Source organism: Bordetella pseudohinzii (genome assembly GCF_000657795.2).
GTDB classification, from domain to species: domain Bacteria; phylum Pseudomonadota; class Gammaproteobacteria; order Burkholderiales; family Burkholderiaceae_B; genus Bordetella; species Bordetella pseudohinzii.
The window spans coordinates 122,687-142,153 of the sequence record NZ_JHEP02000001.1 but is presented as its reverse complement, the minus strand read 5'-3'; the positions used below and the strand labels follow the sequence as shown (position 1 = coordinate 142,153).

18 protein-coding genes are annotated in these 19,467 nt (G+C 68.8%); 13 read left to right on the top strand and 5 right to left on the bottom strand.

From position 1 onward, the window contains the following. Window positions 1-5: 5 nt before the first annotated feature. The 4 genes from L540_RS00620 to L540_RS00605 form a co-directional block, all read right to left on the bottom strand. Window positions 6-1,307, bottom strand: a complete 1,302-nt coding sequence (locus L540_RS00620; protein ID WP_043209207.1) for a UDP-N-acetylglucosamine 1-carboxyvinyltransferase — start codon at window positions 1,305-1,307, stop codon at window positions 6-8. Between the two features lie 17 nt (window positions 1,308-1,324). Continuing rightward, window positions 1,325-2,464 (bottom strand): lipoprotein, encoded by a 1,140-nt coding sequence (locus tag L540_RS00615; protein WP_043209206.1) that lies wholly within the window; start codon window positions 2,462-2,464, stop codon window positions 1,325-1,327. An 84-nt stretch (window positions 2,465-2,548) separates the two neighbouring features. Beyond that, window positions 2,549-3,193, bottom strand: coding sequence for a DUF502 domain-containing protein (locus L540_RS00610; protein ID WP_043209204.1), 645 nt, complete (start codon window positions 3,191-3,193; stop codon window positions 2,549-2,551). A gap of 70 nt (window positions 3,194-3,263) precedes the next feature. Further along, window positions 3,264-3,731 carry a winged helix-turn-helix transcriptional regulator gene (locus tag L540_RS00605; RefSeq protein ID WP_043209202.1) on the bottom strand — a complete coding sequence of 156 codons (468 nt, stop codon included), beginning with the start codon at window positions 3,729-3,731 and terminating at the stop codon, window positions 3,264-3,266. A 138-nt stretch (window positions 3,732-3,869) separates the two neighbouring features. Between L540_RS00605 and L540_RS00600 the strand changes: the two genes are divergently transcribed. From L540_RS00600 to L540_RS00590, 3 genes are read left to right on the top strand one after another with little or no spacing between them, the layout of a single operon-like run. Continuing rightward, entirely contained in the window at window positions 3,870-5,171 is a 1,302-nt protein-coding gene (locus L540_RS00600; protein WP_043209200.1) for a D-amino acid dehydrogenase, read from the top strand. A 50-nt stretch (window positions 5,172-5,221) separates the two neighbouring features. Beyond that, window positions 5,222-6,337 (top strand): metallophosphoesterase family protein, encoded by a 1,116-nt coding sequence (locus L540_RS00595; RefSeq protein ID WP_043209198.1) that lies wholly within the window; start codon window positions 5,222-5,224, stop codon window positions 6,335-6,337. Beyond that, complete coding sequence (locus L540_RS00590; RefSeq protein ID WP_043209196.1) at window positions 6,334-8,961, top strand: AAA family ATPase; 2,628 nt, start codon at window positions 6,334-6,336, stop codon at window positions 8,959-8,961. The genes L540_RS00595 and L540_RS00590 overlap by 4 nt, the downstream gene beginning before the upstream one ends. Here the strand turns inward: L540_RS00590 and L540_RS00585 are convergent. Then, on the bottom strand, window positions 8,951-9,922 hold the full coding sequence (locus tag L540_RS00585) for a Bug family tripartite tricarboxylate transporter substrate binding protein (protein WP_043209193.1): 972 nt from the start codon (window positions 9,920-9,922) through the stop codon (window positions 8,951-8,953). The two genes, L540_RS00590 and L540_RS00585, sit on opposite strands and share 11 nt — an antisense overlap. Window positions 9,923-10,379: 457 nt before the next feature. Here L540_RS00585 and L540_RS00580 point away from each other — a divergent pair, with 457 nt between their 5' ends. From L540_RS00580 to L540_RS00535, 10 genes are all read left to right on the top strand, one after another. After that, window positions 10,380-13,307: a monovalent cation/H+ antiporter subunit A gene (locus L540_RS00580; protein ID WP_043209191.1), complete on the top strand. Its 2,928-nt coding sequence runs from the start codon at window positions 10,380-10,382 to the stop codon at window positions 13,305-13,307. Window position 13,308: 1 nt separating this feature from the next. Then, window positions 13,309-13,653 carry a Na+/H+ antiporter subunit C gene (locus L540_RS00575; protein WP_005014186.1) on the top strand — a complete coding sequence of 115 codons (345 nt, stop codon included), beginning with the start codon at window positions 13,309-13,311 and terminating at the stop codon, window positions 13,651-13,653. Continuing rightward, window positions 13,650-15,278, top strand: a complete 1,629-nt coding sequence (locus L540_RS00570; RefSeq protein ID WP_043209189.1) for a monovalent cation/H+ antiporter subunit D — start codon at window positions 13,650-13,652, stop codon at window positions 15,276-15,278. The genes L540_RS00575 and L540_RS00570 overlap by 4 nt, the downstream gene beginning before the upstream one ends. 1 nt (window position 15,279) lies before the next feature. Then, the gene (locus L540_RS00565; protein ID WP_043209188.1) at window positions 15,280-15,762 is read left to right on the top strand and encodes a Na+/H+ antiporter subunit E; all 483 of its coding nucleotides are present in this window, start codon (window positions 15,280-15,282) and stop codon (window positions 15,760-15,762) included. Continuing rightward, the gene (locus tag L540_RS00560; RefSeq protein WP_032955200.1) at window positions 15,762-16,043 is read left to right on the top strand and encodes a K+/H+ antiporter subunit F; all 282 of its coding nucleotides are present in this window, start codon (window positions 15,762-15,764) and stop codon (window positions 16,041-16,043) included. Before L540_RS00565 ends, L540_RS00560 begins: the two co-directional genes overlap by 1 nt. Beyond that, on the top strand, window positions 16,040-16,399 hold the full coding sequence (gene mnhG, locus L540_RS00555; RefSeq protein ID WP_043209185.1) for a monovalent cation/H(+) antiporter subunit G: 360 nt from the start codon (window positions 16,040-16,042) through the stop codon (window positions 16,397-16,399). Before L540_RS00560 ends, mnhG begins: the two co-directional genes overlap by 4 nt. A gap of 136 nt (window positions 16,400-16,535) precedes the next feature. Further along, window positions 16,536-17,051, top strand: coding sequence for a hypothetical protein (locus tag L540_RS00550; protein WP_043209183.1), 516 nt, complete (start codon window positions 16,536-16,538; stop codon window positions 17,049-17,051). Between the two features lie 86 nt (window positions 17,052-17,137). Further along, window positions 17,138-17,983 carry a haloacid dehalogenase-like hydrolase gene (locus tag L540_RS00545; protein WP_043209181.1) on the top strand — a complete coding sequence of 282 codons (846 nt, stop codon included), beginning with the start codon at window positions 17,138-17,140 and terminating at the stop codon, window positions 17,981-17,983. Between the two features lie 31 nt (window positions 17,984-18,014). Further along, on the top strand, window positions 18,015-18,464 hold the full coding sequence (tadA, locus tag L540_RS00540) for a tRNA adenosine(34) deaminase TadA (protein ID WP_109842437.1): 450 nt from the start codon (window positions 18,015-18,017) through the stop codon (window positions 18,462-18,464). After that, a complete protein-coding gene (locus tag L540_RS00535; protein ID WP_043209176.1) occupies window positions 18,461-19,432 on the top strand; it encodes an LD-carboxypeptidase in 972 nt (323 codons plus the stop codon). Before tadA ends, L540_RS00535 begins: the two co-directional genes overlap by 4 nt. The last annotated feature ends 35 nt before the right edge of the window (window positions 19,433-19,467 follow it).

Sequence of the window (19,467 nt, the reverse complement as noted above, 5' to 3'; positions counted from 1 at the left end):
CGGCGTCAATCGCCCTCGGCCCACTCTACGCGGGCGCCGACCGAGCGCAGGTTCTCGACGAAGTTCGGGTGCGCCCGGCGGATGGGCAGGGCGTTGATGATCTCCGAGCGGCCCTCGATGCTGGCGGCCACCATCAGCAGGGCGATCGCCACGCGGATGATGTAGGGGCTTTCGACCTTGGCCGGGCTCAGCGGCAGGCCGCCGAAGGTGATCAGGCGGTGCGGGTCCGATAGAAAGACATGGGCGCCGAACTTGGACAGCTCGACCGACCATCCCATGGCGCCGTCATAGACCTTGTTCCAGAACATGGCGCTGCCTTCGGCGCGCACGCCCAGGGCGATGAAGATGGGCAGCAGGTCCACGGGCAGGTAGGGCCAGGGCGCGGCCTCCACCTTGGTGAGGATGTTCTGGGTGAAAGGGCGGCGCACGCGCAGCGACCCGTCGCAATGCGCCTGCGACCAGCCATCGCGGTGTTCGACTTCGACGCCGAACTTGGCGAAGGTGCGGTCGATGAGCGGAAACTGGCCGGGCGCGGAGTTCTTGACCGTGATCGAGCCGCCGGTGATGGCGCCCAGCGCCAGAAAGGTGGCGATCTCGTGAAAGTCTTCGTCAAAGCGGAACTCGCCGCCGCCCAGGCGCCGGCCGCCCTCGATGCGCAGATGCGAGGTGCCGATGCCGCTGATGGGCACGCCCAGCATCTCCAGAAAGCGGCAGAACTCCTGCACATGCGGTTCGGAGGCGGCGTTGACCAGGGTCGAGACGCCGCGCGCGGCGGCCGCGCACAGCGCGAAGTTCTCGGTGGTGGTGACCGAGGCGTAGTCCAGCCAATGGTCATTGGCCGCCAGCTGGCCGTCGGCGCGCACGATGAGCGAGTGCGGCGCGCGCTCGATGCGCGCGCCAAAGCGCTCGAAGACTTCCACGTGAGGATCGATCTCGCGCACGCCCAGCGTGCAGCCCTTGACGTCGTTTTCCAGGCGCGCCACGCCGAAACGGGCCAATAGCGGCGGCACCAGCATGATGGACGAGCGCATTTCCTCGGGCAGGTGATGCCGGGCCGGGTCGAAGGCGGTGTCGCGGTGGTGCAGTTCCAGCACGCCGGTGGAGAAGTCCATGGAGACATCGCTGCCCAGCAGGCGGAAGATGTCCAGGATCTTCTTGACGTCGGTGATCTCGGGCACGCCGATCAGCCGCAGCGGCTGGTCGGTGAGCAGCGTGGCGCAGAGGATGGGCAGGACGGCATTCTTGTTGGCGGAGGGCACGATCTTGCCGCGCAACGCGGTGCCGCCATGGACAATCAGATGAGACATGGTGTTGGGCCAGGAGGTCAGGACAGCGCCTGAGGAAATTCGGGCAGGGCGATGTCGGCGTGGCCGGGCAGCACCCAGCGCGCGCATTCGCGGGTGGCGTCGATGCAGCCGCCTTCGGCGTACACGCCCTGCGGATCACGGATGCGCAGCATGCGTTCGAGCACGGCCTGGCGGGCGGCCGGGTCGGCCTGGGTCCGGGCCACGCGGGCCTCGACGATGTCCTCGTCGATGAAGAGCTTGCCTTGCTCGTTCAGGCGCGCGCCGTCACGCCAATGGAAGATCTCCAGGCATTTGTGCGTGAGGGTATAGGGCTGGTCGCGCTTCCAGAAATTATTGAACAGGCCCGAGCCCAGGTAAAAGACCCAGGAGCCCTCATAGCCCTCGACATTGGACGAGTGGGCATCCGGGTTGCGGAACCACAGCCGGTCGCCGGGCACGTAGAAGCGCGGCGGCAGCGGGGCGTCCAGCGAGCCGTATTCGCGCAGGAAGGCGTCATGGAAGCGGCCCGACATGACGGCGCGCGTCTCCCACTGGCGCTGCAGGCGGGCATGGAGTTCCGGATTGCTTTGCTGCAGCTCCTGGGCGATGCCCAGCACCGTCACGTATTCGGTGGCCCGGTAGCAGGAAAAGGCATAGGTCTGGCCCGACACCTGGGGCTGGGTGGCCAGCGTCAGGCCTTCGATCAGCGAACGGCCCGGCAGGATGGTAAAGCCCGTGGCTTCGTCGTAGGTCCAGTAATCCGCGGGGCGCTCGGCCTGCTCGGTATCGAAGGCCAGCGCGGTGCGCGTGGCGGCGCGCACAATATTGCGGCGGATGCGCAGGGCCGCTTCCAGCTCGGCGACATCGGGAAACGGAAAGGCCACCGGACAGGCCAGCATGGCCATCACGATCTCCTGCTCGAGATCGGCGTCGCCGCGGGTGTCCAGGCCCAGGCTTTGCACCAGGCCGGTGGTGTCGCCCTCGGGCAGGTGGCGCTGGGCGAACTCGGGCCTGGCCTGGATGCGCACCGAACCGTCGTCGGCGGCGTCGCACCAGGCGTGGGCGTCCAGGCCGCGCGACCGCAGGAAATGCCGGGCGGCCGCCAGGCTGTCCTGGGCGCCGGGAAGAATACGGATACCGCCCGGATCACGGGCGGCGGAAACTGCGCTGGGCTGCATGGATTGAAGCACCTGATGGCAAGCGCCGGCCGTGGCCGGCTTGGGGGAAACGGGCCGGCGGGCCCGCGACCGCTACAGCATAAATCAGGCCGGCCGGTCGGTGGGCGGCGGGGCGGGAGGGGCGGGCGGCACCTGTCCCGGATTGTCGGCGCGCGCCATCCAGGCAATCAGGGAGGAGCGCATCGCTTCCTCGACCGACATATTGATGGGCACCACCCATTCGGTGGGCACGAAGACGGTGTAGCCGCCGATCATATAGCCCATGGGCAGGTAGACGGCCACGCGCTCGCCGGGCAGAAAACCCTCGGGCAGGCCGTCGGTGCTGCGCCGCGTGATCAGGCCCACGACTTCCAGCGGATGGCCGGGCATGCGCAGCACCACCACCTGCTGCGAGGTGGACTTGGCGCTGGGGGAAAAATAATCGGCAAAGCTCTTGAGCGATGAATAAATGCTCTTGACCACCGGCAGGTTGGTGAACGGCATTTCCAGAAAGAGCAGCACCCGCTGCACGCGCTCCTTGGAGACCAGGTAGCCGATGGCGAGGATGGCGAGTATGCCCAGCAGCAGCCCCAGGCCGGGAATATAGAAATTGCCGATGAAGGGCCGCAGGAAGGTCAGCGCGATGGCTTCCGTCCAGGCCAGGAAGATAAACAGCAGATAAAGCGTGAGCGCGATCGGCAGGATCGTGATCAGGCCAAGAAAGAAATATCGGTAAAGGCGTCGGGACATTTGGGCTACTCCGGACAGCAGGCGTCCAATCAGGCGCCAATGGTACTAGAACCGTGCCCGCCGGCCCGGCTCAGCGATCCACCGGCAAATACAGCGATTCCTTGATCTCTTCCATGACCACATAGCTGTGCGATTCGGCCGAGGCGGGCAGGCGCTTGAGGATTTCGCCCAGCAGCCGCCGGTACTCGGCCATTTCGGACAGGCGGGCTTTCACAAGGTAATCGAAGTCGCCCGACACCAGGTGGCACTCCATGACCTCGGGGACGTACATCAGCTCTTGCTTGACCTTGTCGAAGACGTCGCCCGACTTGGCCGACAGGCGGATCTCCAGGAAGACCAGCAGCGTCTTGCCCAGGGCGGCGGGGTTGAGCCGGGCGTGGTAGCCGGCGATGACGCCGTCGCGCTCCAGGCGTTTGACGCGCTCGGAACAGGGGGTGGCCGAGAGGTTGACCTGCTCGGCCAATTCGGTAATGGAAATACGCCCATTACGTTGCAGGATATCGAGGATTTTTTGGTCGGTGCGGTCCAGTTCGCGCATTTCACTCCCCAAGCTCGGGAAAATCCGTGTTGCCAGTGAAAGTTTAATGCCAAACCGGTTTTTTCAGTGATTTTCACTATATATGCCGTCCTAGACTATGAGGATCAACCTACCAATAGCAGAATCACGGGGATTGCTATGCATATCATCGTCCTGGGCAGCGGCGTCATCGGCACGACCACGGCCTACTATCTGGCTCGCCAGGGGGCCCAGGTGACCGTGCTGGATCGCCAGGCCGGCCCGGCCGACGAGACCAGCTACGCCAACGCGGGCCAGGTTTCGCCGGGCTATTCCACGCCCTGGGCGGCGCCGGGCATTCCGGCCAAGGCGCTCAAATGGCTGTTCCAGAAGCATGCGCCGCTGGCCTTGCGCGTTGACGGCAGCCTCTGGCAGTGGCGCTGGATGGCCGCCATGCTGGCCAATTGCACGGCCGACCGCTATGCGGTCAACAAAGAGCGCATGTTGCGCCTGGCCGAATACAGCCGCGATTGCCTGCGCGAACTGCGCCAGGCCACCGGCATCCAATATGAGCAACGCGCCCTGGGCACGCTGCAGCTGTTTCGCACCGAGGCCCAGCTCGAGGCGGCGCGGCGCGATATGGCCGTGCTCGATGAGGTGGGCGTGCCCTACGAGCTGCTGGACCGCCACCGCCTGCCCACGGCCGAGCCGGCCCTGGCGCGCTCGCTGCACAAGCTGGCCGGCGGCCTGCGCTTGCCCAATGACGAAACGGGCGATTGCCGCCGCTTCACGCGCGCGCTGGCCGACCTGGCGGCCGGCCTGGGCGTGCAATTCCGTTTCAACCAGGCCGTCGACGGCCTGGCGCTGGAAGCCGGCCGCGTCAGCGGCGTGCGGGTGGGCGGCGAGCTCATCAAGGCCGATGCCTATGTCGCCGCTTTTGGCAGCTACACCCGCGACTTTCTCGCGCCCCTGGGCCTGGACCTGCCGGTCTACCCGGTCAAGGGCTATTCGCTCACCATCCCCATGACCGATGCCCAGGCCGCGCCCGTGTCGACCGTGCTGGACGAAACCTACAAGATCGCCATCACGCGCTTCGACGAGCGTATCCGCGTGGGCGGCATGGCCGAACTGGCCGGTTTCGACCTCAGCCTCAAACCCCAGCGCCGCGCCACGCTCGAAATGGTGGTCGACGATCTTTTCCCTGGCTGCGGCGATCTGCCGGCCGCCGAGTTCTGGACCGGCCTGCGCCCCATGACGCCGGACAGCACGCCCATCGTCGGGGCCACGCGCCATGACAATCTCTTCCTGAACACCGGCCATGGCACCCTGGGTTGGACCATGTCCTGCGGGTCGGGCAAGCTCATGGCCGATATCGTCATGGGCCGCCAGCCGGCCATCCGCGCCGACGATCTGGCGATTTCGCGCTACCGCGACGCGCGCGGCGGCGGCGGCGCCTTGCGCCTGGGCCAGAGCCGCGCCTGAGCGGCCTTCAAAGCGCTTTGCGCCGCGGGGGCTTGTGCCACAATCCGGCCATGAGCTCCCGCCCGATTTCCTTCCTGCACACCGCCGATTGGCAGATAGGCCGGCAGTACGGCCAGTTCGACGACGATGACGCCGCCGTGCTGGCCGAGGCCCGCCTGGAAACGGTGGCCCGGCTGGCCGCGCTGGCGCGCGAGCGCGGCGTGGACGCCGTGTTGGTGGCGGGCGATGTCTTCGACACCCAGGCGGTCTCCGACCGCACCATCCGGCGCCTATTCGGCGCGCTGGCCGGCTATGCCGGGCCCTGGGTGATGATCCCCGGCAACCACGACGCGGCCCTGGCCGAAAGCGTCTGGACCCGCGCGCGCCAGCTCGACTGCATTCCCGGCAATGTGCATCTTGCGCTGCAGCCCGGCGTGATCGCCTTGCCTGGCCTGGCCGTGCTGGCCGCGCCGCTGACGCAGCGCCATACCTACGATGATGTCACGCGCGTGTTCGACAGCCTCGAGACCCCGCCCGGCCTGCCGCGCGTGGGCCTGGCGCATGGCAGCGTGGCCGGGCGCCTGCCCGCGTCGGCCGACGCGGCCAACCCCATCGCGCCGGACCGCGCCGAGCGCGCGCGTCTGGATTATCTGGCCCTGGGCGACTGGCATGGCTGTCTGCGCGTGGATGCGCGCTGCTGGTATGCCGGCACGCCCGAGCCCGACCGGTTTCGCGGCAACGAGCCCGGTTTTGTGCTGCATGTGCGGCTGTCGGACGCCGGGCCCGAGGTCGAGCCGGTGGCGGTCGGCCGCTATCGCTGGCAGGACTGGGAGGTCGATCTCGCGCTGCCGGCCGATGCCGAGACGCTGGAAGCGCGCCTGCGGGCGTTGCAGGCCGACGATGTCTTGCGCCTGAGCTTGCGCGGCAGTGTGTCGCTGGCCGCCTGGGAGCGTCTGGCCCAGGCCATCGGCCGCGCCGAGGCCAGGCTGCGCGCGCTGCGCCTGGACAATGAGGCGCTCGACCTGGAACCCGACGAGGCCGATTTCGCCGCCCTGGATGGCGGCGGCTATGTGGGCGAGGTGGCCGCGCGGCTGCGCGCCATGCAGGGCGATCCGCAGGCCGCGCCGGTCGCGCGCGAGGCCATGCGCATTCTCATGCGCCTGGCGCGCGAGGAGCGTGGCGCATGAAGCTGCACCGCATCGCCCTGCAGGAGTTCCGCAAGTTCCGCGAGCCGGTGGCCCTGGAGCGCCTGGAGCCCGGGCTGAACATCATCGCCGGGCCCAATGAGGCCGGCAAGTCCACCTACGCCCTGGCGCTGCGGGCGGCCTTCCTGGAGCGCTACAACACCAGCAAGGTGGCCGACCTGGCGCCTTATGGCATGAGCGGCGCGCGGCCTTCGGTCACGGTGGCGTTCGAGCATGCTGGCCGGCAGTACGAGTTGCGCAAGCAATTCCTGCACCGGGCGCGCTGCGAGCTCTTGATCGACAGCCAGCGCCTGGAGGGCGAGGCGGCCGAGCAGGCGCTGGCCCAGCTGCTGGGTTTCGAGATCCCGGGGCGCGGCCAGAGCAAGCCCGAGCATGCCGGCGTGCCGGGGCTGCTCTGGATCGCGCAAGGCAGCGGCCAGGACATCGCCGAGCCGGCCCAGCACGCCGGAGCGCAAGTGCGCGAGGCCCTGACGCGGATCACCGGCGAGCTGGCCAGCCAGGACGGCGACCGCCTGCATGCGCAGGTCCAGGAAGCGCGCGCGGCGCTGCTGGATGCGCGCGGCGGCAAGCCCAAGGGCGCCTACAAGGCCGCCGAGGATAACTGGGCGCGCCTGGGCCAGGCCCATGACGCTTTGCTGCGCGAGCGCGCCGAACTGGACGCCGACGTGGATCGACTGGCGCAGTGGCGGGCCGAGTACGAGCACAATGAACGCGAAGCGCCCTGGCTGGCGCTGGAGCAGCAGGCCGCGCAGGCGCGCGCCCAGCTGCAGGCGCTGGCGCGCCAGGAAGAAACCGTGCAGCGCCTGCGCCAGGACGCCGCCGAGGCGCAGCGCCTGGCCCAGGCGCTGCGCGAGCAGGCCGCCCGCGACCAGCAGGACGCCGAGACACTCGGGCAGTTGCGCGCCGACGCCGCCGGCGCGGCCCGGTCCGCGGCCCAGGCCGCCGAGGCCGCGGCGCGCGCCGCCCAGGCCCGCGAGCAGGCCGAGTCGGCCTTGCAGGCCGCGCGCGCAACGCTGGAGACTCTGCAGGAAGCGCGCCGGCAGACCGAGATGCGCGATGCGCTGCGGCGGGTGATCAATGACGAGGCGCGCCTGGCGGCCGCGCTCGAAGCCGCCCAGGCGGCCGAGGTTCAGGCCGCGGACCTGGAAACCCAGTGGCGCCAGGCGCGCATCGACGCCCAGGGCCTGGCGGCCTTGCGCAAGCTTGAACAGCAAGGCGAGGGCCTGCGTTTGCGCCTGGAGGCCGCGGCCACGCGCATCCGCCACGTTCTTGAGCCCGGCGTCAGCCTGGCGCTGGGCGGACGGGATTTGCAGGGCGAGGGCGAAGCCTTGTTGTCGGAGGCCGCCGAACTCAGGCTGCCCGGACTGGGCTCGCTGCTCATCCAGCCGGGCGGACAGGATTTGCCCGCCTTGCGGCGCGAGCTGGCCGATGTCCAGGCGCGGCTGGCGCAAGCGCTGTCCGCCCTGGGCGTGTCCAGCCTGGCGCAAGGCGAAGCGCGGCTGGCGCGGGCCGAGCAGCTGGAACGCGAATTGGCGCAGGCCAGGCTGGCCCTGGCCGCGCATGCCCCGCAGGGGCTGGCGGCGCGGCGCGCCGAATTGGCCGAGGCCATCAGCACGCGCGAGCGCCTGCAGTCACAGTTGACGCCGCAGGCGCCGGGCGAGGAGCTGGCGCCGCGCCTGGCCGCGGCCGGCGATGACTTGCGCCGCTGCCAGGCGCAGGCCGAGGCCGCGCAGCGGCTGGCGCGCGAGGCCGAGGCCGGTCATGTCCAGGCCCTGGGCCGGGCCGGCGCGCTGCGCGAACAATACGAAAGCCGCCAGGCGGTGTTTGACGATGAGGCGCAGGCCGCGCGCCGGGCGGCGCGGGCCGTGCAATTCACCCAGGCCGAACAGCGCGAGCAGGATTGCCGGCGCCAGGCCGAGGAGGCCGAGGCGGCGCTGGCCGCGCAGCGGCCCGATCTGGTCAAGCAGGATGCCGAGCGCTATGCGCGCTCGGCCGGGCTGGCGCGCCAGGCGCAGCAGGAACGCCATGCGCGCCTGCTGCAATTGCAGGGCCGGCTGGAGCAGGCTGGCGCCCAGGGGCTGGGCGAGCGGCTGGCCGAGACCGAGGCCGAATGGCAGCGCGCCGGCCGCCTGCGCGACGACTATGCGCGCCGCGCCGCGGCCCTGGACCTGCTCTGGCGGCTGCTGGACGAACAGCGCGAGACGGCCACGCGCCGCCTGCTGCGGCCCTTGTCCGAACGCCTGTCGCATTATCTGGGCCTGCTGTTTCCGGGCGCGGACCTGCGTCTGGATGACAAGCTGCTGCCCGTGGCGCTGGCGCGCGCCGATACCGAGGACGCCCTGGCCGCCCTGAGCTTCGGCACGCGCGAGCAGCTGGGCCTGCTGGCCCGCCTGGCCTACGCGGATCTGCTGCGCCAGGCGGGACGGCCGACCCTGCTGGTGCTGGACGACGCCCTGGTGCATGCCGACGGCAGCCGGCGCGAGCGGGTCAAGCGGGCCTTGTTCGACGCCGCCACGCGGCATCAGATCCTGCTTTTCACCTGCCACGCCGAGGCATGGCAGGACATGGGGGTGGCCGTGCGCCACCTCGATGCGCTTACTCGGTGAGCTGGATCTTCTGCTCGCGCGCGATCTTCTGGCGCAGTTCGAGCTCGCGCTTGATGAGCGCCGCGTAGGCCTCGGGCGTGCCGCCGTCGATCTGCGAGCCGCCGTCGATCAGGCGCTGGGCCGTCTTGGGGTCCTTCAGGGCGCGGGCCGCGGCGTCGTGCACCCGCTGCACCACGGCCGGGGACACGCCGGCCGGCGCCACCAGGCCATACCAGGCCATATTGTTCATGTCCGGCATGCCGGCCTCGGCGAAGGTGGGCACATTCTCCAGGCCCGGCACGCGCTGGGTCGAGGCGACCGCCAGGGCGCGCAGCTTGCCCGCCTGGATATGCGGCATGGAGGAGGGCAGGTTGTCGAACTGCGCGCTCACCTGGCCGGCGATGGTGTCGTTCAGGCCCGGGCCCGAACCGCGGTAGGGCACGTGGATGAAATCAGGCGTGCCGGTCAGCGACTTGAACAGTTCGCCGTCCAGGTGCGAGATGCCGCCCGTGCCGGCCGAGGCATAGCTGTACTTGCCCGGGTTGGCCTTGAGCAGGGCGACGAATTCCTGCAGGTTCTGCGCCGGCACCTTGGGATTGACCGTCAGCACATTGGGCACGTTGACCAGGTTGATGATGGGCGTGAAATCCTTCAGCGGGTTGTAGGGCGTCTTGGGATTGGTGGCAGGATTGGTCGCCATGGTGCTGACGGTGGCCATGCCCAGGGTGTAGCCGTCCGCCGCGGAGCGGGCCAGCGCCTCGGCGCCGATGGCGCCGCCGCCGCCGCCCTTGTTCTCGACCACGATGGCCTGGCCCAATTCACGGCCCAGGCTTTCGGCGACCACGCGCGCCACGATGTCGGTGGTGCCGCCGGCCGCGAAAGGCACGATCAGGCGGATGGGCCGGTCCGGGTAGTCGGCCATGGCCGGCGACGCGAGCACCGCGGCGCCAAGCGCCGCGCACAGCAGGGTACGGATTTTCATAATGGGGCTATCTCCTCAGCGCGGCGGGCGGGTCCGCCCTGTTGCCGCAAGTTCAAAACATGCTTTTCCGGCTTTGTGGGCCGGGCGCGGCATTCCACACAAAAAGCGGCCCGGGAGATAGCAGGGCTTACCCGAACACAGGCAGGACTATTGCGCTGCATCAAACTTCCCTGATTGCGCAATTATTGTGCAATGATCCTCGGGTAATCGCGGTTTATTCGTGCGTAACTTACAAGAATCTGATATTTTTCGTCTGAGTCTCCTGGCCGATTTCGCCAGAACCCCTTCCGTAGTGCCCTTCAGCGCGTTCGCCGCCCTGGAGGGATGTGTTGTCTTATTCCAGGACGGCGGCGAGCGGTAGTATGGGTCGAGCCAGGGCGTCTTCCGACCGCCTATCAGGCTTCATGCTCCTCTCTCGCCGACCGCAAGAGAAGAGCCGGATCTTTCCCGGAGCGCCATGTCGCTAATACTCATTCTCGCTCTGCCGTTCGCCGGCAGCCTGTGCGCCGCCTTGTTGCCGGCAAATGCCCGCAACGCGGAAGCCTGGCTGGCCGGCCTGGTCGCGCTGGCCTCCACCTTGCTGGTGGCCAGCCTCTACCCCCAGATCGCGGCAGGCGAGGTGATACGGGTTCAGATACCCTGGGCGCCGGCGCTGGGCTTGCAGTTCGCGCTGCGCATGGACGGCTTTGCCTGGCTGTTCTCCTTCATCGTCTCGGGCATGGGCACGCTGGTCGTGCTCTACGCGCGCTACTACATGTCGCCCGAAGACCCGGTGCCGCGTTTCTTCTCTTTCTTCCAGGCCTTCATGGCCGCCATGCTGGGCGTGGTGCTGTCGGGCAACCTCATCCAGCTGGTCATGTTCTGGGAAATGACCAGCCTGGCCTCCTTCATGCTGATCGCCTATTGGCATCACCGCGCCGACGCGCGGCGCGGCGCGCGCATGGCCCTGACGGTCACGGGCGCCGGCGGCCTCTGTCTGCTGGGCGGGGTGCTGCTGCTGGGCCATATCGTGGGCAGCTACGACATGGACGTGGTGCTGCGCTCGGGCGACCTGGTGCGGGCCGACCCCTGGTATCCGGCCGCCCTGGCGCTGGTGGCCCTGGGCGCGCTCACCAAGAGCGCGCAATTTCCCTTCCAGTTCTGGCTGCCCAATGCCATGGCCGCGCCCACGCCGGTCTCGGCCTATCTGCACTCGGCCACCATGGTCAAGGCGGGGGTCTTCCTCCTGGCGCGCTTCTGGCCGCTTCTGGCCGGCACCGACGAGTGGTTCTGGATCATCGGCGGAGCGGGGCTGTGCACGCTGGTGCTGGGCGCCTACGCGGCCATTTTCCAGCAGGACATGAAAGGCGTGCTGGCGTATTCCACCATCAGCCATCTGGGCCTGATCACGCTGCTGCTGGGCCTGAACAGTCCGCTGGCCCTGGTGGCGGCCATCTTCCATATGGTCAATCACGCCATCTTCAAGGCCTCGCTGTTCATGGCCGCCGGCATCGTCGACCACGAGACGGGCACGCGCGACGTCAACCGCCTGAGCGGGCTGTATTCCGCCATGCCGCTGACGGCCACCCTGGCCATGGTGGCCGCCGCCTCCATGGCGGGCGTGCCGCTGCTCAACGGCTTCATCTCCAAGGAGATGTTCTTCGCCGAGACCACCTTCATCACCGGCGACCGCTTCCTGGAATACGGGCTGCCGCTGATGGCCACCGTGGCCGGCGCCTTCAGCGTGACCTATTCCCTGCGCTTCATCCTGCAGGTCTTTTTCGGGCCGCCAGCCACCGACCTGCCGCGCGCGCCGCACGAGCCGCCGCGCTGGATGCTGTTTCCCAGCATGCTGCTGGTCCTGCTCTGTCTGGTGATCGGCGTGGCGCCCGGGCTGACCGTCGGGCCCTTGCTGACCATGGCCGCGCAGAGCATCCTGGGCGTGCACATGCCGCAGTTCAGCCTGTCCGTCTGGCATGGCTTCAACCTGCCGCTGGTCATGAGCCTGGTGGCCATGACGGCCGGGGTGCTGCTCTATCTGGCGCTGCGCGCCCACCAGGCGGCCCATCCGGGGCGCGTGCCCTTCATCTACCGCCTGGACGGCCGGCGCACCTTTGAATATCTCTTCGAGGCCAGCTCGGTGGCCGCGCGCTGGCTGCTGCGCCGCCTGGCCTCGCCGCGCCTGCAGGTGCAGATGCTGGTCATCGTGATCGGCACCCTGCTGGTGGCCTGGCTGCCCTTGCGCGTGCCGGGCTGGCTGGACGGGCAGGGGCCGCGCACGCCGGCCGACCCGGTCTTCCTGCTGCTCTGGCTGGCCGGCGGCGCCTGCGCGCTGGGCGCGGCCTACCAGGCCAAATACCACCGTCTGGCCTCGCTGACGCTGTCCGGCGGCGCGGGGCTGGTGACCTGCCTGACCTTTGTATGGTTTTCGGCGCCCGATCTCGCCTTGACGCAGCTGGCCGTCGAGGTCGTGACCGTCGTGCTCCTGCTGCTGGGCCTGCGCTGGCTGCCGCGCCGCATCGTGGGCGAGGGCGAGGAGGACCGCCCGGACCTGAAAGCGCGTCTGCGCCGCGCGCGCGACCTGGGCCTGGCCGCGCTGGCCGGCCTGTCCATGAGCGCCATCGCCTACGCCATGCTGACCCGTCCGGTGGGCGACACCATTTCTTCCTTCTTCGTCGAGGAGGCCCTGCCCGAGGGCGGCGGCACCAATGTGGTCAATGTGATCCTGGTGGATTTCCGCGGCTTTGACACCCTGGGCGAGATCACGGTGCTGGGCATCGTGGCCCTGACGGTCTACGCGCTGCTGCGCCGCTTCCGTCCGGCCCAGGAGAGCATAGAGATGCCGCGGCAGCAGCGCGTGCAGGACGGGCTGCAAGCCGGCCAGGCGCCGCCCGCGCCGGACATCAAATCGCCGCTGCCGCAAGGCGCCATGCGCATTCCGGCCGTGCTGGTGCGCCTCTTGCTGCCGGTGGCCGTGCTGGTGTCGGTCTATCTGCTGCTGCGCGGGCACAACCTGCCGGGCGGCGGTTTCGTCGGCGGGCTGGTCATGGCCACCTCGGTCATCCTGCAATACATGGTGGGCGGCGTGTACTGGGTGGAATCGCGCAGCCGGCTCAACCCGCAGCACTGGGTCGGCCTGGGGCTGCTGGCCGCCGGCGCGGCGGCGGTCTCGGCCTGGCTGGCCCTGCGCCCCTTCCTGTCGGCGCTGGCCTGGGACCTCTATATGCCGCTGGTGGGCAAGATCCACCTGTCCAGCGTGCTGCTGTTCGATCTTGGCGTCTACATGCTGGTTGTGGGCGCAACCGTGCTGGTGCTGGTGGCGCTGGCCCACCAGTCCTTGCGCGCGCAGCGCAAGCTGGCGGCCGAGGCGCAGGCCGAAGCCGAAACCGCGATCAAGGGAGCCTGATATGGAATGGATATACGCAATCGCCATCGGCGTGCTGGTCGGCTCCGGCGTCTGGCTCTTGCTGCGGCCGCGGACCTTCCAGGTCATCATGGGCCTGTCGCTCATCTCCTATGCCGTCAATCTCTTCATCTTCGGCATGGGGCGTTTGACGGTGGGGCGCCCGCCGGTGGTCGATCCGCTGGTGCCGCCCGACCCCAGTGTCTACGCGGATCCGCTGCCGCAGGCCCTGGTCCTGACCGCCATCGTCATCGGCTTTGCGACGACGGCCTTGTTTCTCGTGGTGCTGCTGGCCTCGCGGGGCCTGACGGGCACCGACCACGTTGACGGCCGGGAGCCCGAATCTTGATCGATTGGCAGCAACATCTTCCCATCTATCCCATCGCGGTGCCGCTGTTGGCTGGCGCCGTCATGCTGCTGCTGGCCGATACCCGGCGCCGCGAACGCGCGTTCATCGCGGTGGTCTCCACGCTGCTGCAGCTGGGCAGCGCCATCGCGCTGCTGGCCCTGGCCGGCGGCGCCGACGGTATCTGGCCCGCCGGCATCGGCGTCTACCTGCCCGGCGATTGGCCCGCTCCCTTCGGCATCGTGCTGGTGGTCGATCGTCTGGCGGCCGTGATGCTCACGCTCACCGCCACGCTGGGCCTGGCCACGCTGATCTATTCCCTGGCGCGCTGGGACCGGGCGGGCGTGCATTTCCACTCGCTGTTCCAGTTCCTGCTCATGGGCCTGAACGGCGCCTTCCTGACGGGCGATCTGTTCAACCTCTTTGTCTTCTTCGAAGTGCTGCTGGCGGCTTCCTATGGCCTGCTGCTGCACGGCTCGGGCGCGGCCCGGGTCAGCGCCGGGCTGCAATACATCGCCGTCAACCTGGTGGCCTCCTTCCTGCTGCTGATCAGCATCGCGCTCATCTACGGCGTGACCGGCACGCTCAACATGGCCGACCTGGCCGTGCGCGCCGGCACCCTGGTCGGCACCGACCGGCGTCTGTTCGAAGCCGGCGCGGCCATCCTGGGCGTGGCCTTCCTGGTCAAGGCCGGAGCCTGGCCGCTGAACTTCTGGCTGGTCAGCGGCTATGGATCGGCCTGCGCGCCGGTCGCGGCCATGTTCTCCATCATGACCAAGGTCGGCATCTATTCGCTGCTGCGTATCGGCTCGCTGCTGCTGCCCACGGGGGCGCCCTCGGCCTTCAGCCTGGACTGGATGTTCGCCGTCGGGCTGGCCACCCTGATCTTCGGCGGCGTGGGCATCCTGGCATCGCAGCAGATGGAAAAGCTGGTGGGCTATTGCGTCATCGTCTCGGCCGGCACGCTCCTGACGGCCCTGGGCATGCCGGGCGTCACGCTGACCGGGCCGGCGCTGTTCTACCTGCTCAGTTCGGTGCTGGCCACCGGCGCCTTCTTCCTGTTGGTCGAACTGATCGAACGCACGCGCAGCTTCGGGGCCAACGTGCTAGCCGTCACCATGGACAGCTTCGATCTCGACGATCCGGCCACGCCCAATCGCTCCGACGACGTGGTCGGGGTGGCGATTCCGGCGGCCATGGCCTTCCTGGGGCTGGCCTTTGTGTCCTGCGCGCTGCTGGTCACCGGCTTGCCGCCGCTGTCGGGCTTCGTGGCCAAGTTCTCGCTCCTGTCGGCGGCCGTGACGGCCGCCAACACCTCGGCGCCGCCCCTGGACGCCTGGCTGCTGGTGGCCGGCGTGCTCCTGTCCGGCCTGGCCGGCCTGATGGCGCTGGGCCGCGCGGGCATCCGCAGCTTCTGGAGCAGCGAAGAGCGCAGCACGCCGCGGCTGCGCGTGCTGGAGGCCGGCCCGGTGGCCGTGCTCATCCTGCTGTGCGTGGCGCTGGCCGCGGGCGCCGGGCCGGTGTCGGCCTATCTGGACGCCGCCGCCCAGTCGCTGGATACGCCGGCCGCCTATATCGAGGCCGTCCTGTCCAAGCAGCCGGTGCGCGTGATCGGGGAGGACCACTGAGATGCGCGGCCTCTTCGCCAAAATGCTCCTGCCGCTGGGCATGTTCCTGCTCTGGCTGCTGCTCAACGAATCGCTGTCCTGGGGGCAGGTGGCCCTGGGCGCCGCCCTGGCGCTGTGGCTGGGCTGGGCCTCCACGCGGCTGCGGCCGCTCAAGGCCAAGCCGCGCCGCTTCCATCTGCTGCCCGGGCTGTTCTGCCGGGTGCTGGTGGACATCATCCGGTCCAACTGGGCGGTCACCCAGCTCATCTGGCGGCCCCATGTGGCCATGTCGCCGGGCTTCATGCGCATCCCCCTGAGTCTGCGGGATCCGCATGGCCAGGCCATGCTGGTCTGCATCCTGACCTATACGCCGGGCACGGTCGTCGTCGACATCTCCCGCGACAATGAGCTGACCCTGCACGTGCTCGACCTGCAGAACGAGGACGAGTGGGTGGCGCTGGTCAAGGGGCGCTACGAGCGCACGCTGATGGAGGTATTCGAATAATGGGCCTGTTACTTTATTGGTCGGCGTCCTTCGCGCTGATCTGCTTCGGCATCGGCCTGGGCTGCGCCGTGATCCGCATCCTGCGCGGGCCCACCGCCCAGGACCGCGTGCTGGCCCTGGATGCGGTCTATATCCAGGGCATGCTCATCATGCTGGTCTTCGGCCTGCGCGTGGGCACGGGCGTGTATTTCGACATCGCGCTCCTGATCGCGCTGTTCGGCTTCGTGGGTTCCACGGCCATGGCCAAGTTCCTGCTGCGCGGGGAGGTCATCGAACCATGATAGGCGCCGATATCCCATGGTGGATCGCCGTGCCGGCCAGCCTGCTGCTGATCGCCGGCGGCATGCTGGCCTTGACCGGGGCGGTCGGGCTGCTGCGCTTCGGGCATTTCTACGCCCGCATCCATGCGCCCACGCTGGCCAATACCCTGGGCGCCTGCAGCGTGCTGCTGGCCTCCATCCTGGTGTTTTCCTACCTGGCCTCGCGCCCGGTCTTCCATGAGGTGGTCATCGTCATCCTCCTGGTGCTGACCTCGCCGGTCACCGGCATGATGCTCATGCGCGCGGCGGTCTACCGCAACCGGGATGCCGAGGTAGGCCCCAACGTGCCTCGCACCAGCGCCAGCAGCGAGCCTTGAGCCCATTACGCTTGGACAGCTCTGTAACATCTCGCGCATGTTCGGCGGGCCGGATTTGCGTAAGGTAGGGGTGTTACAGCTGTCAGCTTGGTCCCCCGGATCCGTTCCGGCTTGTCAACCCAAACAGGAGATGACCATGAAACAAGCACACTCCCTGCGCCGACTGCCGCTGCATGCGGGCGCCTGCGCGCTGCTGGCCCTGGGCGCCGCCCTGTGGGCCGCCAGCCCCGCCCGCGCGGCCGATGACAACTCCCCCGACGCCGTCTACAAGCGCGAAATGGCGCGCTGCAACGCCGGCATGAGCGGCCAGGACCGCCAGACATGTCTGCGCGAGGCGGGCGCCGCGCGCGACGAGGCGAGCCGCAACCGCCTGGGCAATGGTTCGGGCAACCTCGACCAGAACCGCCTGCAGCGCTGTGATTCCCTGCCTGGCCAGCAGCGCCAGGATTGCATCACCCAGATGACGGATCCGGCCAATACCACGACCCGCGGCAGCGTCTCAGGGGGCGGCGTCTTGCGCGAGACCGTGATCCCGGTGCCCGCGGGCACCCCCGGGGCCACGCCCCAGGGCGTGCCGCCGGCGCCCGCGCCCGGCAGCCTGCAGCCGGCACCGGCACCGGCACCGGCACCGACGCCCGCGCCGATGCGCTAATCCCGGGCGGGGCGGCCGGGCCGCCCCGCAGCAACCCGGGCCGCATTGAGGCAAAATGTGGGTTCTCCCACTTCAGTTGCCCCCGAATGTCCGACGTCATTGCCCTGGTATTCGACTTCGACGACACGCTGGCTCCGGACAGCACCACCGGCTTTCTCGAAAGCATCGGCGTGGACACCGCCGCCTTCTGGAAGGACGCCGTCGATCCGCTCTTGTCGCAGGGCGACTGGGATCCGGTGCCGGCCTATCTCTACAAGATGATCGAGCTCTCCCGCCAGGGCGGGCATGGGGCGATCACGCGCGAGCGGCTGCAGGAGTGGGGCGCCCGCCTGCCTTTGCACAAGGGCGTGGACACGCTGTTCGGCCGTCTGCGCCAGGCCGTGCGCGCCGCGCATCCCCGCATCCAGCTGGAGTTCTACCTGATCTCCAGCGGCATCGGCGACATCGTGCGCGCCACGCCCATCGCGGCCGAGTTCACCGATATCTGGGCCTCCGAATTCATCTATGACGACAACGGCATCAGCTTCCCGCGGCGCATCGTCAGCTTCACCGACAAGACCCGCTACCTCTTCCACATCCAGAAGGGGCTGGTCGGGCCGGAATTCCGCAACAAACCCTTCGAGGTCAACCGCAAGGTGCCCGAGGACAGGCTGCGGGTGCCTTTTGACCAGATGGTCTTCGTCGGCGACGGCTATACCGACATTCCCTGCTTCTCCCTCATCCGCCGCGCCGGCGGCTATGCCTTCGGCGTCTGGGACCCCAGCCATCGCGACAAGCGCAGCCGGGCCTGGGGCTTTGTGGAGCAGGGCCGGGTGTCCAATCTCAATTTCGCGCGCTACGACGAGGAAGCGGAGTTGTATCAATTGCTCGAGGCCGCCCTCATCGGCCTGGCCGGCAGCGTCTCCCTGAAGTCCAGGACCTACGGTGGCTGAGGCCGCGGCCCTGGCGGCCGACGACGTCTATATGCAATTGGCGCTGGACCAGGCGCGCCTGGCCTATGCGGCCGGCGAGGTGCCGGTGGGCGCGGTGGTGGTCGACGGCCAGGGCCAGGTGCTGGGCGCCGGCTATAACCGCACCATCCTCGACGCCGATCCCACGGCCCATGCCGAGGTCGTGGCCTTGCGCGCGGCCGCCCGCCGGCTGGGCAACTACCGCCTGCCGGGCCTGGCCCTCTATGTCACGCTCGAACCCTGCGTCATGTGCATCGGCGCCATGCTGCATGCGCGCCTGTCGCGCGTGGTCTATGGCGCCCACGATCCCAAGACCGGGGCTTGCGGCAGCGTGCTCGATGTCGGCGCGGTGGCTCAACTCAATCATCACACCACGGTAAGCGGGGGCGTGCTCGCGCAGCCCTGCGCAGATCTGCTGCGGGCGTTTTTCCGCGAACGCCGCAAGAAGGAAAATACAGCATGAAGAAAAACGCCAAGGCCGCCTCCCACGACGGCCACGATCACGAATGCGGGCCCGCCTGCGAACATCATCCGGCCGCGGCTGGCGGCATCTACCTGGTGTCGCCGTCCTCGGCGGTGCGCGATCCGCAGACCGTCGAGCTGGCCCGCGAACGCCTGGCCGCCGAAGGCTTCAAGACCGCGCTGGACCGCGCCGCGCTGGCCACCCACCAGCGTTTCGCCGGCACCGACAAGCAGCGCCTGGCGGGCCTGGCGCGCGCGGCCGCCCAGAAGCTGCCCATCGTCATGGCCACGCGCGGCGGCTACGGCCTGTCGCGCCTGCTGCCGTATATCGACTGGACGGCCATGGCCGACAGCGGCAAGCGCTTCGTGGGCATGAGCGATTTCACGGCCTTCAATCTGGCCTTGCTGGCGCGCACCGGCGCGGTCAGCTATACCGGCGCCACCGCCGTGCGCGACTTCGGCGGCAAGCGCACCGATGCGCTCACCGTGGCGCTGTTTGGCGAAATCATGCGCGGCGAGCTGGAGATCCTGAGCTTCGAGACGCGCGATGCCGACGCGGTGGATGCGCGCGGCGTGCTGTGGGGCGGCAACCTGGCCACCCTGATGTCCCTGCTGGGCACGCCGTATTTTCCCAAGGTGCGCGGCGGCATCCTGTTCCTCGAAGATGTCGCCGAGCATCCCTACCGCATCGAGCGCATGCTGGCCCAGCTGGCCCAGGCCGGCGTGCTGCAAAAGCAGAAAGCCATCCTGCTGGGCGGCTTCAGCGACTACAAGCTGGCCGCCCACGACCAGGGCTACGATCTGCCCGAGGTGATCAAGTGGCTGCGCCGCGAGGTCAAGGTGCCCGTGGTCACCGGCCTGCCTTATGGCCATGGCGATCTCAAGGCCACGCTGCCTATCGGGCAGAAGGTCGGGATCGCGACCGAGCGCGGCCTGGCCCACCTGGTGATCGACGAACACCACCACTGAGCTTCGGGCCGCTTTCGGCGCTGTCTGGGGACGGA

Coding starts and splice junctions, on each gene's coding strand:
- L540_RS00620 (WP_043209207.1), bottom strand. CDS start 1,307: ATGTCTCATCTGATTGTCCATGGCGGCACCGCGTTGCGCGGCAAGATC.
- L540_RS00615 (WP_043209206.1), bottom strand. CDS start 2,464: ATGCAGCCCAGCGCAGTTTCCGCCGCCCGTGATCCGGGCGGTATCCGT.
- L540_RS00610 (WP_043209204.1), bottom strand. CDS start 3,193: ATGTCCCGACGCCTTTACCGATATTTCTTTCTTGGCCTGATCACGATC.
- L540_RS00605 (WP_043209202.1), bottom strand. CDS start 3,731: ATGCGCGAACTGGACCGCACCGACCAAAAAATCCTCGATATCCTGCAA.
- L540_RS00600 (WP_043209200.1), top strand. CDS start 3,870: ATGCATATCATCGTCCTGGGCAGCGGCGTCATCGGCACGACCACGGCC.
- L540_RS00595 (WP_043209198.1), top strand. CDS start 5,222: ATGAGCTCCCGCCCGATTTCCTTCCTGCACACCGCCGATTGGCAGATA.
- L540_RS00590 (WP_043209196.1), top strand. CDS start 6,334: ATGAAGCTGCACCGCATCGCCCTGCAGGAGTTCCGCAAGTTCCGCGAG.
- L540_RS00585 (WP_043209193.1), bottom strand. CDS start 9,922: ATGAAAATCCGTACCCTGCTGTGCGCGGCGCTTGGCGCCGCGGTGCTC.
- L540_RS00580 (WP_043209191.1), top strand. CDS start 10,380: ATGTCGCTAATACTCATTCTCGCTCTGCCGTTCGCCGGCAGCCTGTGC.
- L540_RS00575 (WP_005014186.1), top strand. CDS start 13,309: ATGGAATGGATATACGCAATCGCCATCGGCGTGCTGGTCGGCTCCGGC.
- L540_RS00565 (WP_043209188.1), top strand. CDS start 15,280: ATGCGCGGCCTCTTCGCCAAAATGCTCCTGCCGCTGGGCATGTTCCTG.
- L540_RS00560 (WP_032955200.1), top strand. CDS start 15,762: ATGGGCCTGTTACTTTATTGGTCGGCGTCCTTCGCGCTGATCTGCTTC.
- mnhG (WP_043209185.1), top strand. CDS start 16,040: ATGATAGGCGCCGATATCCCATGGTGGATCGCCGTGCCGGCCAGCCTG.
- L540_RS00550 (WP_043209183.1), top strand. CDS start 16,536: ATGAAACAAGCACACTCCCTGCGCCGACTGCCGCTGCATGCGGGCGCC.
- L540_RS00545 (WP_043209181.1), top strand. CDS start 17,138: ATGTCCGACGTCATTGCCCTGGTATTCGACTTCGACGACACGCTGGCT.
- tadA (WP_109842437.1), top strand. CDS start 18,015: ATGCAATTGGCGCTGGACCAGGCGCGCCTGGCCTATGCGGCCGGCGAG.
- L540_RS00535 (WP_043209176.1), top strand. CDS start 18,461: ATGAAGAAAAACGCCAAGGCCGCCTCCCACGACGGCCACGATCACGAA.